Genomic DNA, 13009 nt, shown 5'->3' with positions numbered 1-13009 from the left:
GCCGAGCAACTTCGCGCCCACAACCGCGGCCACGAAACCGGCCCGCTCGTCGGCTCCACGGCTGAGCCGCTAATTCCCGGACCGGGCCTTCCGGGACGCCATCTTCGGCCCGATCCGCGCCTCGGAACCACTGGTGCCGTCGTGATCATCAGGCTCACTTCTTCGTTGAGATCCACACCTCAGTCCCGGCTTCGAGGCGCAGGTGTGCTTCGGCCTTGAGTACAGGGGGTGCATCTCCGCGGGGAATCCCCGATCCCCATCCAGCACAACGTCGGCCTTCACGACGAGAAGGGACGTGAAGGCCGACGTGACGCTCGCCCGCAGGATCCACCATCAAGATCCAGATGAGTCTCTGCCTCTGCAGAGGAGGTAGCCCTCGGCAGGGTTCATCCGACTCAGCTGACGGTGACGAGGCGCTGTACAGACAGGCTGCGGGAGGACCGGCCGGCGTGGACGGTGTAGGAGCCGGGAGTGAGTTTCCAGGCGCCAGCAGTCCACACCGACAGGTCGCGGGCAGTGACGCTGAAGGTGATCCGGGTGCTTGCACCGGGAGCGAGCGCGACCTTGCGGAAGCCGATCAGCCGCCGTGGCTCGGCCTGGGCGCCGGCAGGCAGCCCCGCGTAGAGCTGCACGACTTCGGTACCTTCGCGGGATCCGGAGTTGGTGAGGGTGACGGCGGCAGTCAGCGTCTTGGTCGCTGTGTTGTAGGACGTTTCCAGGGAGCCGAGGTTGAAGGTGGTGTAGGACAAGCCGTGCCCGAAGGGGAACAGCGGGCTCTGGTTCTTCGCGTCGTAGTAGCGGTAGCCGACCAGATGACCCTCGCTGTGGGAGACCGTGGGGCCACTGCCCGGGTAGGTGGCCTGTGTGACCCCGGGTCCCTGGGACGCTGTGACAGGGAAGGTGATCGGAAGACGGCCTGAAGGGTCTGCGTCGCCGAAGAGGACGGCTGCCAATGCGGTGCCCGTGGCGCGTCCGGCGTACCAGAGCTGGACGACCGCTTCGACATTGTTGCTCCACGGCATGGCGACGGGGCCGTCGGTGTTCAGGACCACGATGGTGCGGGAGTTGGCTGCTGCGACGTCGGCGATGAGTTTGTCCTGGTCGCCCGGCAGGTCGAGGGATCCGTGGTCCATGTCCTCGCCCGCGACCCGGTTGACGATGACCACGGCGGCGTCGCTGGTCCGTGCCGCGGCAACCGCGTCGGGTATGAGGGACTTCGGCTGCCAGCCGAGGGTGAGGCCGCAGGTACCGACGTCGGCGGTGCTGTTGCTGTACTCGACACTGATGCTCACCGCCTTCCCGGCTGTGAGGTCGATGGTGCCCTGGAGCGGATAGTCGTACGGCCCGAGGAAGAACCGGCGGCTGTGACGGGTGCCGGAGACGACCGTCTTGGCGTTGATGACGAGCTTGGTGGTGCCTGAGGGCAGCAGTGAGAAACGGTGCGTGCCCGTGGTCGTCGGCGTGAGGGTGCCGCTCCAGCGGGCCGACCACACGGCGGGCAGACCGGCCACGGGCGCACTGGTGAAGTCGATACCGGCGCTGACCTGTGTGGCGACGGGAGTACCGGACGGTTGGGCCGCGGCGTAGAAGCTGCCGGTCAGCCCCGCCGCGCCGGAGGCTGTGCGCAGCACCGTCGCCGGGACGGCGGTGAGGGGGATGTCTCCGACGGTTCCCTGGCGGTAGGTGACGGTGACCCCGGCACCGGCCCGGTCCTTGATGGCCGCCAGCGGGGTGGTCCAGGTGCCGGGGTTCACGTAGGTGGAGCCGGAGACTCCTGTCAGGACGGTGTTCTCGGCCGGGCCGATCACTGCGAGCGACCTGATGGTGGAGGTCAGTGGGAGGGCTCGGCTGCGGTTGGTGAGCAAGACCGTGGAGTTGACGGCAAGTTCGTGGGCGAGGTCCTTGTGTGTCTGTGTACTGACGTTCGCGGCGGGCTCCGGTACGGGGTGGTCGAACAGCCCATTGACATACATGGTGTTGAGGATGCGCAGGGCGGCGTCGTCCAGGCGGGCTGCGGGGACGCTGGCGTCGGTGAGGCCGCCGACAGGTATCTTCACGCCCCCGGGGCCAAGTCCGCCGAGGTCCATGCCTGCCTTGACGGCTCCCACGGGGTCGTCGCCGGCCCAGAAGTCGGGGACGGTGTAGCCCTCCAGACCGATGGTCTTCTTGAGGTCGTTGAACAGCGCGGGGCTCTGAGTGGCGAACGTTCCGTTGATCTTGGGGTAGGCCATCATCACCGAGGTGACGGGCACGGTGTCGATGATGCGTTCGAAGGCGGCGTGGTAGATCTCGTGCAGTGCTCGGTCGGAGATCTGCGCGTCGACGAAGAAGCGGTTGACTTCCTGGGTGTAGGCGCTGAAATGCTTGACGGTGGCAACGACGTGCTGTTCCTGGATGCGCCGGGTGAGCACGGCGCCGAGGGCGCCGGAGAGGAGCGGGTCCTCCCCCATGCTCTCGGCCTGCCGGCCGAAGTGCCAAGTGCGGGCGGTGTCGACGGTGGGGCCCAGGAGGTTGTTGTAACCCTTGGCGCGCCCTTCGGCGCCCAGCGCCTGGCCGAGCCGGCCGGCGAGGTCGACATCGAAAGTCGCGGCCTGCGCGAGGGGGACGGGGAAGGCCGTGACGCCGGTTTCCCCGCGCAGGCCGGCTGAGGCGTCCACCATGGTCAGGGCAGGTATGTCGAGGGAGCTCAGGGCTGCGAAGTCGCAGCGGACGAGGGCCTCTTTCTGTGCGGAGGTCATCTTGGCCAGGAGGGCGACGGCCCTGCTGTCGGGGGCGGCACTCGCGGTACGGCGGGGCGCTGCGGCGGCCGGCGCGATGCCGGAGGCCAGAGCGGTGAGGACAGCGGCTGAGAGAAACGTACGACGATTCATGGCGGCTCTTCCATGAGGAATCGGGGCAGGACAAAACAGCGCCTTGGTCGGCGCGCGCAGCGGGACGCCGCACCTTGCGGGGATGAGGGGTTGCTCACTGGCGCGCGCCGCACTGGGCACGGCACCTGCGGCCTATCCCTCCTGGTAGGCCTCATCGAGGGCGGCAAGGACGCCATCGATATCAGTGCGCCCGGAGAACAACTTCTGGATCTGGATGAGGTGCTCCTGCTGGACCTGCGGGTTGGGCCACAGCTGATCCATGAAGGGCACGAGGGTGCCGGCCTTCTGGTGGGCGACCAGTTCCGTGGGAACGGGGTCGGCCGTGAAGCGGTCGTTGGGGATGGCAGGCAGGGTGCCACTGTCCTGGTTGTAGAGGTTCTGTCCGGTGTCGGACCCGAGGAACTCGGCGGACTTCATGGCCAGCTCCTTGTTGTCACTGTCGGAGTTGACTCCATAAGCGGCTGACACGGCGCCGGGCATGTGGGTCTGTGCCGCGTTGTTGCTCGCGGGCATGCCGCACGCCGCAGAGTGGGCATAAAGGATGTCGCGCGGGAGGCCGACGTTTCTCTCGGCACCGTCTCCAACGTGCTCAACCGTCCGGAACTCGTGGCTGGGCCCACAAGAGCCCGCGTGCTGGCGATAGTCGACTCGTTGGGCTACGTGAGGACAGAAGGAGCCCGCCAACTGCATGGATGGGCGGCCCGTGTCCTCGCAGTTCTCGTGCCGGATCTGGCTCACCCGTTCTTCACGGCCCTGGCCATGGGCGTGGAACAGGCCGCCCGCGAAGCCGACCTCGGCGTGATGGTCTGCACCGGCACCCGCGACCCCGAAGAGGAGGCGCGCCATCTCTCCCTGATCACCTCGCACCGGATCCGAGGTGCCGTGCTGGCCTCCGGAGAGTCCGTCGGGCGGACAGTGGCTGCCTTTCAGCGGAATGCTGTCCCATTCGTCGTCGCCGACCAGAGCGGCCCCCAGCCCGGCGCCTGCTCCGTCGGCATCGACGATGAGGCGGGTGGGCACGCCGCGGTGCGCCACTTGATCGACCAGGGACACCGCTCCATCGCCTATGTCAGCGGTCCGGACCTCCAGCAGGTACGGGACCGCCGCAAGGGAGCCGTCAACGCCGTCACCCAAGCCGGGCTTCAGCTCACAGCCCTGAGGGAGCTCGCCTGTGCGGACCTCACCGTGGGCGCGGGCAAGGACGCCGGGCACCGCGTCCTCGGGCTCCCCCACCGCCCCTCCGCCGTATTCTGCGCCAACGACGTGCTTGCCCTGGGCGTGCTCCAGGCTCTGTACGAAGCCGGGCTGAGGGTGCCGGAGGATATTGCGGTGGTCGGCTACGACGACATCGAATTCGCCGCGTCCGCCGTGGTCCCGCTCACCTCGGTGCGACGGCCTGCCGTGGCGATGGGTCGGCGGGCCGGCCGTCTGCTCGTCGAGGAAACGACCCGCGGTTCCGGCCACGAACATGCCCACGTCGTACTGCAACCGGAACTGGTCGTGCGCCGGTCGACCCTGGCCGCGCCGGCGCGGTGACCCGGATCGGTCAGGGCTGTTCAGGAGCACGGTGATGCAGTTCCCGCTGCGTTGCACGGCGCGTGAAGGGCAGCAGTGCGGCTGGCAGCCTGCCCGCCACAGCCGGGTGGTCATCGCGCTCGCTGACAGGCGGGTCAGCAGAAACCGGCATGGCGGCACTCCAGGATGTGAGGCGGGGAGGTCGCGCCATGAAGCGGGCGAGTCCGGCGTCGGAGATCGCTGCGTATGGGCGCGTGACGTGCCATGACTATGCGGTTCAGGCGCTGCAGTGCCCACCCCCCACGCGATCCAAGTTTCGGATGACGTCGATCCAAGCCGTGGATGGCGCGATGTTTCCCGGCCGGGTCTCACTGGTGGCCGCAGGGACGCACACTCATTAGTCTGCGGTCGGCGCCTCGGCCACGTCAGCCATGCGCCTGCCTACGCGGGCAGTCGTTTCACGCAGCCAGATGTGGGCCGCGTCGTGCGTGTGCACCGGGTGCCACCACATCGCCTCCCGCAGCGGGACCGCTTCGTAGGGCGGCTGCACCACGTGCACGGCGGCCAGCGGTGCGAGGAGTCGGGCGAGGCGGGCCTGGATCAGGGCGATGCGCCGAGTGCCCGCCACCAGCAGCGGCAGCAGTTGGAAGCTGTCGACGGAAACTTCCACGCGTGGCTCGATGCCGAGCATGCCGAGCTGGCGCACGGCGGGGGCGTCGTAGGTCCGCTGGTAGGTGACCCACGGCAGTCGTCCCAGATCGTTGAGGGTGAGCCGGTCCTCGACGCTCGGGTGGTCGTCCGCGACGAGGAAGACCCAGCTGTCCTCGTAGAGGTCGGTGGCGGGGAAGTCACTGATGACGCCGTGCGGCATGAGCAGTCCGTCGGTGGTGCTCAGCAGCGTGGCCGTGTCGTCGACCACGGTGGGCGGGGTCTGGACGAAGCGCAGCCGGATGCCGGGCGCCTCTTCGTGGACCGCCCGGGCGAGTTCGGCCCCGAACACGGCGACCGCGTAGTCGGACGCCACGAGTTTGAACTCGCGCTTCTCGCTGCCCGGGTCGAAGTCGGCCTGGCTGGCGAAGAGGCGTTCCACCACTTCGTAGGCGGTGGAAGTGCGGTGCAGGAGAACTTGGCCGAGGGCTGTGAGTTCGTAGTGGCCGCCGACACGGGCGAGCAGATCGTCGCCGAAGTGGCGGCGCAACCGGGCCAGGGAAGCGCTCATCGCGGGCTGACTGAGCCCGACGCGCTCCCCAGCGCGGGTGACGTTGCGCTCCTCGAGCAGGGCACGCAGGGCGACTACGAGGTTGAGGTCGAGGCGAGCCAGATTCACGAATTTTCCCCTTGCGGTAAGGCTCGGCCAGGAAGGAATAAATGTGATGGATGGCGGCCATCCATCGAATCGATTTCCGTGATCCCGGGTGCTGGGTCCAGATTAGTCACACCGCAATCAGGAGGACATGTTCGTGAAATCTGCATCCGCGTCCGCGCTGTTCGCCGGGCCGTTCGCTCTGGCCACGCTCTCGGTACCGGACGGACCCGCCTTCCCCGCGCTCGTCACGGCGGACGCCCAGGTAGTCGACCTGCGCGCCGCCTTTGGTGATGAGTCCCTGTCCATCCGTGGTCTCCTGGAGACCTGGGACACGGCTGCGGAGCGGCTTACGGTGCTGGCAGGCGACAGTGCTCCGGAGCGAAGGCCTCTGGCGGACTTTCGAGTGCACGCACCGGTCGAGCCCCGCCAGGTGTTCCAGTCGGGCGCCAATTACCGGCAGCACGTGATAGACCTGCACGTCGCGCACCGTGCCCCGGGCGACGATCGTTCCGAGGAGGAGCGTCGCGCGGAGGCGGCGGAGATCATGGACCGCCGGGCGGACGAGGACCTGCCGTACGTCTTCATCGGCCTGCCGAGCGCGATCACGGGCCCGTACGACGACGTCGTGCTCCCCTCCTGGGCCGGGAAGCCCGACTGGGAGCTGGAGCTGGTGGCGGTCATCGGCCGCCCCGCCCACCGGGTGACCGTGGACGAGGCTCTCGGCCACGTCGCCGGCTACACCATCGCCAACGACCTCACCGACCGCGCCACCGTCTTCCGCCGGGACATGCCGCAGATCGGCACCGACTGGCTGCGCAGCAAGAACGCCCCCGGGTTCACCCCGCTCGGCCCCTGGATCGTGCCGGCCGAGTCCGTCGCGGACACCGACGACCTGCGTCTCGTGCTGAAGCTGAACGGCGAAACCATGCAGGACGAGACCACCAAGGACATGATCTTCGACGTCGCACGCATGGTCTCCTACGCCTCGCAGAGCGCCCGGCTGCTCCCCGGCGACCTGGTGCTGACCGGCTCCCCGGCCGGCAACGGCATGCACTGGGGACGGCTGCTGCGCGACGGCGATGTCATGGACGGCTCCATCACCGGACTCGGTGCTCAGCGCACCCGATGTGTCGCGGAGGCGTCATGACCCTCGACCGCACCGATCCCGAGGGCTCGATCGCCGAGGCCGTCAGGGCGTACTCCAACTGGGGGCGTTGGGGCGAGGACGATGTGCTGGGAACCCTCAACTTCCTGGACGAGGCGAAGCGGCGTGAGGCCGCCACGCTCATCCGCCGGGGCGCCAGTTTCTCGCTCGCCCAGAGCTTCGACATGAACGGCCCCCAAAAGGGCTGGCGCCGCCGCACCAATCCGGTACACACCATGCTCGACACCGGCACCGACGCGGCACTCGGCCTGCAGGGCTTCCCGCACGGGCTCGGCGGTGCCGACGACGTCATCGCGATGCCGTTGCAGTGCTCGACCCAGTGGGACGGCCTCGGCCACATCTTCGACCACGGCAAGACGTGGAACGGCCGGGACGCGGCGAAGACTGTCACCTCCGAAGGCGACCTGGTCACCGGCATCGAGCACATGGCCCCGCACGTCGCCGGACGCGGTGTGCTCCTGGACCTCGGCCGCACGATCGGTGAGGACGGTGAACTGCCCGACGGCTTCGCGATCACCGAGGAACACCTGACGGCGACTGCTGAGGCCCAGGGCGTGCGCGTCGGTCGCGGCGACATCGTCCTGGTCCGTACCGGACAGCTCGCCCGCGCCCGCCGCGACGGCTGGGGCGACTACGCAGGCGGACCCGCCCCCGGCCTGTCCTTCACCACCGCCGGCTGGCTGCACGGCACCGAGATCGCCGCGATCGCGACCGACACCTGGGGCTTCGAGGTGCGGCCCAACGAGTTCGACGTCGCCTTCCAGCCGTTGCACCAGGTCGCCATCCCCAACATCGGCCTGCTCATCGGGGAGATGTGGGACCTGGAGGCCCTTGCCGAAGACTGTGCCGCCGACGGCGCGTACGAGTTCTGGCTCACCGCCGCGCCTCTTCCCATCACTGGTGCGGTCGGCTCCCCCATCAACCCGATCGCCGTCAAGTAGTCCCAGCCAGGAACAAGGGAGTTCCCCTATGAATGAAGCTCGTACGGTCCTGGTGATCGGCGGCGGCGCGGCCGGGAACGCCGTGACCCTCCTACTGCGGCGAGCCGGCCTCGACGTCAACCTCATCGAGGCCAAGGACGACTGGAACGCCACCGCCGGCTCCGGCATCACCCTCCAGGGCAACGCCCTGCGCGTGCTGCGCGAGCTGGGCGTGTGGGAGCAAATTGAGGCTTCCGGCTTCGGCTTCGGGTCGGTCGGCATCACCGCCCCTGACGGGACCGTCCTGCACGCGCAGGACGACATCCGCAGCGGTGGCGACGACCTCCCCGCCACCGTCGGCATGCAGCGGCCCCAGCTCCAGCGCATCCTGATCGAGGCCGTGCGCGCCAGCGGCGCCTCCGTCCGCCTGGGGGTCACCGCAGAGATCATGGACCAAGACGCCGACGGCGTCTCCGTCCGCTTCAGTGACGGCTCCGAGGGCCGCTACGACCTGGTGATCGCCGCCGACGGCCTCGGCTCCACGACCCGGGCCGCCATCGGCATCACGGCGAAGCCCGAACCGACCGGCATGGCCATCTGGCGCGTCGCCGCCCCCCGCCCCACAGGCGTGGAGCGCACCGACCTCGCCTATGGCGGCCCGGCCTTCATCGCCGGCTACTGCCCGACCAGCGACACCACGCTCTACGCGTACGTCGTCGAGGCCAACCGCGACCGCGCCACCATCCCGGCCGAGTCGTACGCCGACGAGATGCGCCGCCTGGCCTCCGCCTACGGCGGCAACTGGCCGGAGATCACCGAACACATCACCGACCCGGCGCAGGTCAACTACACCTGGTTCGACCGCATGCTGGTCGAGGGGTCATGGCACCGGGGCCGGGTCGTCCTCGTCGGCGACGCCGCCCACTGCTGCCCGCCCACCCTCGCCCAGGGTGCCGCCCTGTCCCTGGAGGACGCCTGGGTCCTCGCGCAGCTCCTGACCGAGTCCGACACCTGGGACGACACCCTGTTCCAGCAGTACTACGAGCGACGGATCGCAAGGGTCCGGCCGGTGGTGGAAGCGTCTGTGCAGATCGGGCAGTGGCAGCTCGACGGCGTACGCGACGCCGACGTGCCCGGCCTGATGGGCCGCACCATGACGATGCTCCGGGAGCTGCCGTGACCGCCCCGACCGTAGACGTACACGCGCACGTCCTGCTTCCGGAGGTCGAGGCGCTCGTGGCCGGGCTGCCCGGCCACGATGCGGCAAAAGCTCTGGACGCCCGACGCAACGGCGCCGAGGCTCTCGCGGTGAGCGGACCCATGGTGGGTAAGCGCATCCCGGAACTGACTGACGTCGCGGTGCGCCTTGCGGCGATGGACCAGCAGAGCGTCGACATACAACTGGTCAGCCCGTCCCCCTCGCACTACCACTACTGGACCGACGAGGAGACGGCCGAGAAGGTGTACCGGCTGGCCAACGAGGCCACCGCGGCGCACTGCTCGGCGGCCCCGAAACGGCTGCGCGGGCTCGGACTCGTACCGCTCCAGCACCCGGAGCGGGCGGTGCGCGCCCTCGACCACGCCCTGGAGCAGGGGCTGCTCGGGGTGGAGATCTCCAGCCACGCACCGGGCAGGGAGCTGTCCGACCCCGCGTACGAGCCTCTGTGGACCCGGGCGGAGGAGAGCGGCGCGGTGCTGTTCCTACATCCCTTCGGCTGCACGCTCGACGAGCGTCTGGACCGGTGGTACCTGTCCAACACGGTAGGCCAGCCCACCGAGAACGCCGTCGCGCTCTCCCACCTCATCTTCTCGGGGGTCCTCGACCGCCACCCGGGCCTGAAACTGATCGCCGCACACGGCGGCGGCTACCTGCCCACCCACATCGGCCGCTCCGACCACGCCTGGTCCACGCGCTCCGACGCCGGTGCCGGCTGCGCCCACCCGCCGAGCAGCTACCTCGGGCGGCTGTACTTCGACTCCCTCGTTCACGACCCGCACGTCCTGCGCGAGCTGATCCGGGTGGCCGGAGCCGACCGCGTACTCCTCGGCTCCGACTTCCCCTTCGACATGGGCACCGAGGACCCGGTGGGCGCCCTGCGCGCCGCGAGGCTGCCCCGGGCCGACTTCGACGCCGTACGCGGTGACAACGCCGCCGCCCTGCTCGGCCCCGCTCTCACCTGAGGAGGAACCACCATGAGCGCACGCCTGCTCACCCACCTGCGTCATGTCGACCTGGCGGTGCCCGACTACGACAAGCAACTCGACTTCTACGCCGGCGTCTGGGGCCTGACCAAGGTCACCGAGGACTCCGGGATCTCCTTCCTGGCCGCCGAGGGCTCCCCCGAGCAGTACGTCGTACGGCTGCGCAAGGCCGAGGAGAAGCGGCTCGACCTCGTCTCCTACGGCGCCGCGAGCCCGGCCGATGTGGACACCCTGGCCGAGCGGCTCCTGGCCGGCGGCGTACAGCTGATCTCGCGGCCCGATGCCGTGGACACCCCGGGCGGCGGGTACGGTTTCCGCTTCTTCGACGTCGACGGCCGCACCATCGAGGTCTCGGCCGACGTCGGGGTCCGGCAGCACCGGAAGATCGAGGAGAAGGAGGCCATTCCGGTCAAGCTCTCCCACGTCGTCCTCAACTCCCCCGACCTGAACCGCACCCGCCAGTGGTACGAGCGCCACCTCGGCTTCGCCCTCTCCGACACGCTCTCCTCGCCGCACATGGGCGAGGTCATGCACTTCATGCGGATCAGCAACCAGCACCACTCCATGGCCATCGCCCAGGGCCCGCACACCGCCCTGCACCACGTCTCCTTCGAGATGCGCGGCATCGACGAGTACATGCGCGGCTCCGGCCGTGTCATGCGGGCCGGCTTCCGCAAGATCTGGGGGCCCGGACGGCACATGGCGGGCGACAACACCTTCACGTACTTCCTCGACCCGCACGGCAACACCGTCGAGTACACGACCGAGCTGGAGAACCTCGACGAGGACACCTGGCACCCGCACGTCTACGACTTCTCCAAGCCCGAGGTCACCGACCAGTGGGGCACCGCCAACGCGATGAACGAACTCGTCGCCAAGGAGTCCTTCAACGACCCCGACCGCGGCGTGTTCGTCGCCCCGCCGGTCTGAGCCGGACCACTCCTCTCCTGTCGGGGGCCGCTGCGGCCGTCACGCACACTGCCGCAGCGGCCCTTCCCCGCCCCCTTCTGGAGCCGCACCATGCGTTTCGCCGCTTACGAACATCAGCACCGCCACCGCGTTGCCGTCGTGGAAGAGGACGGCACACTCTTCCCCTTGCCCGGCGTCACCTCACTCACCATGCTGCTCGCGGAGACCGACGGGCTGCCCGGCCTGCTCGCCGCGGGAGCCGCAGCACTCGACGTACCGGCCGGCCCCCATGTCTCCCAGGTCCGGCTGCTGGCCCCACTCCAGCCCACGTCCGTACGCGACTTCGTCACCTTCGAGGAGCACGTCGAAGGTGTGCGCCGGTCAGTCGACGGAGTGGCGGGTGTACCCGAGCAGTGGTACGCGGCACCGACCTTCTACTTCACCAACCCCCACGCGATCTACGGCCCCCACGACGGCGTCCCCGTGCCACCCGGCTCCGCCGTGCTCGACTTCGAACTCGAGGTCGCAGCCGTCATCGGCCGTGAAGGCCGCGACCTCACCCCGGAACGGGCCCGTGACCACATCGTCGGCTACACCGTCTTCAACGACTGGTCCGCCCGCGACCTCCAGTCGGCGGAGATGAAGGTCGGGCTCGGCCCGTGCAAGGGCAAGGACACCGCAACCACCCTCGGCCCCTACCTGGTCACCGCGGACGAGCTGGAGCCCTACCGCGACTCCGAAGGCTTCCTGCGGCTGGCCCTCACCGCCGCGATCAACGGAGAGACCGTCGGCGAGGACCTCCTGTCCAACATGAGCTGGACCTTCGAGGAGATGACCGCCTACGCCTCACGCGGCACCCGGGTGGTCCCGGGCGACGTCCTCGGCTCCGGCACGTGCGGCAACGGCGGCTGCCTCGCCGAGCTGTGGGGCCGGCGCGGTGAGCAGACCCCGCCCCCCTTGCAACCGGGTGACACCGTCAGCCTGACCGTCGAGGGCGTCGGCACGCTCACCAACACCGTTGTCCCCGGTGCTGAGCCCCTGCCCCTGCCGACCGGCCGGCGTCGAAACCGGGAGCGGCCGTGACCGTCCCGCACCCCATGCGACTGCTCGGCAAGGTGGTCGTCGTCACCGGCGCGGCCCGTGGTCAGGGCGCAGCCGAGGCCGCCGCTCTTGCCCACGAGGGAGCCCACGTCATCGCCACGGATGTCGAACCCGGGGACGGCTGCCGCGCTCTGGACGTCACCAGCGAGCAGGACTGGGCCGACCTCGCGGCCGAACTCCGGGAGACGTACGGGCAGGTGCACGGCCTGGTCCACAACGCGGGCATCACCTGGCGCGCCCGCGTCGGCGACGTGCACCCCGAGGACATGGCACGCGTCCACGCGGTCAACGTCACCGGCCCTCTCCTCGGCATCCAGCACCTCATGCCCCTGATGCCCCCGGGCTCCTCCATCGTGAACGTCGGCTCCTCCGCAGCCCTAACATCCGCGAAACCCCGCTGGGGCGCACGGGAAACGTCGACGAAGTGGCGCCGCTGGTGGTCTTCCTGATGTCCGACCAGTCCTCGTTCATCACCGGAGCCGAGATCCCCGTCGACGGCGGCCTCACCGCGCACGGCGGCGTCAAGTCCGTCTCCGACGCCCTGCGCCCCGAGGCCGCAGCGTGCCGAAGTCCGCTCCCACGCCGCCTGCTGGGCCATCGTTGTGAACCCCGCCCGACCTGGGGGCGTGCGCGAGCAGACCACCCGCGAGCGCCGGCGGCGGATTTACCATCTGCTCGACCAGGGCGTCGGCCTCCTCGAATGCGCCCGCCGCCTCGATGTCGCCCTGAACACCGTCAAGCGATACGCCCGCATGAAGGAGCCCACCGGCGACCGCCGCGCACCCCGCTACAAGCCCACACTCGCCGACCCCTACCGCGACCACCTGCGCCGGCGCCGAAGTGAAGACCCCGCGGTGCCCGTCACTCACCTCCTGCGCGAGATCAAGGAGCTGGGCTACACCGGCAGCGCCAACCTCCTGGTCCGTTACCTCACCCAAGGCCGCGCCGAGGGCGACAGGCCAGTCACCACCCCGCAGCGTTTCGCCCGCCTCCTGCTCACCCGCCCCGAGAATCTGCGCGA

Annotated in this window: 10 protein-coding genes and 2 pseudogenes; 9 read left to right on the top strand and 3 right to left on the bottom strand. The window is 69.4% G+C overall.

Translation table 11 applies throughout. The annotated features are described in order from the left end of the window. Positions 1-395 precede the first annotated feature (395 nt). Both ACWD04_RS32145 and ACWD04_RS32140 read right to left on the bottom strand, forming a co-directional pair. On the bottom strand, positions 396-2870 hold the full coding sequence (locus ACWD04_RS32145; protein WP_451137274.1) for a glycoside hydrolase family 3 C-terminal domain-containing protein: 2475 nt from the start codon (positions 2868-2870) through the stop codon (positions 396-398). A 132-nt stretch (positions 2871-3002) separates the two neighbouring features. Beyond that, the gene (locus ACWD04_RS32140) at positions 3003-3383 is read right to left on the bottom strand and encodes a hypothetical protein (RefSeq protein ID WP_451137273.1); all 381 of its coding nucleotides are present in this window, start codon (positions 3381-3383) and stop codon (positions 3003-3005) included. 15 nt (positions 3384-3398) lie between these two features. On the opposite strand from ACWD04_RS32140, the gene ACWD04_RS32135 reads away from it, so the two are divergent. After that, on the top strand, positions 3399-4406 hold the full coding sequence (locus tag ACWD04_RS32135) for a LacI family DNA-binding transcriptional regulator (protein ID WP_451137272.1): 1008 nt from the start codon (positions 3399-3401) through the stop codon (positions 4404-4406). A gap of 376 nt (positions 4407-4782) precedes the next feature. On the opposite strand, the gene ACWD04_RS32130 is transcribed toward ACWD04_RS32135, so the two are convergent. Beyond that, positions 4783-5712, bottom strand: coding sequence for a LysR family transcriptional regulator (locus ACWD04_RS32130; RefSeq protein ID WP_451137271.1), 930 nt, complete (start codon positions 5710-5712; stop codon positions 4783-4785). A gap of 127 nt (positions 5713-5839) precedes the next feature. Between ACWD04_RS32130 and ACWD04_RS32125 the strand changes: the two genes are divergently transcribed. The 8 genes and pseudogenes from ACWD04_RS32125 to ACWD04_RS32090 form a co-directional block, all read left to right on the top strand. Next, positions 5840-6838 carry a fumarylacetoacetate hydrolase family protein gene (locus tag ACWD04_RS32125; protein ID WP_451137270.1) on the top strand — a complete coding sequence of 333 codons (999 nt, stop codon included), beginning with the start codon at positions 5840-5842 and terminating at the stop codon, positions 6836-6838. Next, positions 6835-7797, top strand: coding sequence for a cyclase family protein (locus tag ACWD04_RS32120; protein WP_451137269.1), 963 nt, complete (start codon positions 6835-6837; stop codon positions 7795-7797). Before ACWD04_RS32125 ends, ACWD04_RS32120 begins: the two co-directional genes overlap by 4 nt. Before the next feature lie 28 nt (positions 7798-7825). Next, positions 7826-8956 carry an FAD-dependent oxidoreductase gene (locus ACWD04_RS32115; RefSeq protein WP_451137268.1) on the top strand — a complete coding sequence of 377 codons (1131 nt, stop codon included), beginning with the start codon at positions 7826-7828 and terminating at the stop codon, positions 8954-8956. After that, a complete protein-coding gene (locus ACWD04_RS32110; RefSeq protein WP_451137267.1) occupies positions 8953-9957 on the top strand; it encodes an amidohydrolase family protein in 1005 nt (334 codons plus the stop codon). Before ACWD04_RS32115 ends, ACWD04_RS32110 begins: the two co-directional genes overlap by 4 nt. Positions 9958-9969: 12 nt before the next feature. Next, positions 9970-10908 (top strand): VOC family protein, encoded by a 939-nt coding sequence (locus tag ACWD04_RS32105; RefSeq protein WP_451137266.1) that lies wholly within the window; start codon positions 9970-9972, stop codon positions 10906-10908. Positions 10909-10998: 90 nt separating this feature from the next. Beyond that, positions 10999-11970, top strand: a complete 972-nt coding sequence (locus ACWD04_RS32100) for a fumarylacetoacetate hydrolase family protein (protein ID WP_451137265.1) — start codon at positions 10999-11001, stop codon at positions 11968-11970. Next, positions 11967-12544: pseudogene (locus ACWD04_RS32095) on the top strand (SDR family oxidoreductase); the annotation flags it as partial. The gene ACWD04_RS32100 and the pseudogene ACWD04_RS32095, both read left to right, overlap by 4 nt. A 7-nt stretch (positions 12545-12551) precedes the next feature. Next, a pseudogene (locus tag ACWD04_RS32090) lies at positions 12552-13009 on the top strand (ISL3 family transposase); the annotation flags it as partial.

It is taken from the genome of Streptomyces sp. NPDC002911 (genome assembly GCF_053591835.1).
Note: the sequence above shows the minus strand (reverse complement) of the source record. Positions and strands in the feature narration are given on the sequence as shown.

Coding starts and splice junctions, on each gene's coding strand:
- ACWD04_RS32145 (WP_451137274.1), bottom strand. CDS start 2,870: ATGAATCGTCGTACGTTTCTCTCAGCCGCTGTCCTCACCGCTCTGGCC.
- ACWD04_RS32120 (WP_451137269.1), top strand. CDS start 6,835: ATGACCCTCGACCGCACCGATCCCGAGGGCTCGATCGCCGAGGCCGTC.
- ACWD04_RS32100 (WP_451137265.1), top strand. CDS start 10,999: ATGCGTTTCGCCGCTTACGAACATCAGCACCGCCACCGCGTTGCCGTC.
- ACWD04_RS32140 (WP_451137273.1), bottom strand. CDS start 3,383: ATGCCCGCGAGCAACAACGCGGCACAGACCCACATGCCCGGCGCCGTG.
- ACWD04_RS32125 (WP_451137270.1), top strand. CDS start 5,840: ATGTTCGTGAAATCTGCATCCGCGTCCGCGCTGTTCGCCGGGCCGTTC.
- ACWD04_RS32115 (WP_451137268.1), top strand. CDS start 7,826: ATGAATGAAGCTCGTACGGTCCTGGTGATCGGCGGCGGCGCGGCCGGG.
- ACWD04_RS32105 (WP_451137266.1), top strand. CDS start 9,970: ATGAGCGCACGCCTGCTCACCCACCTGCGTCATGTCGACCTGGCGGTG.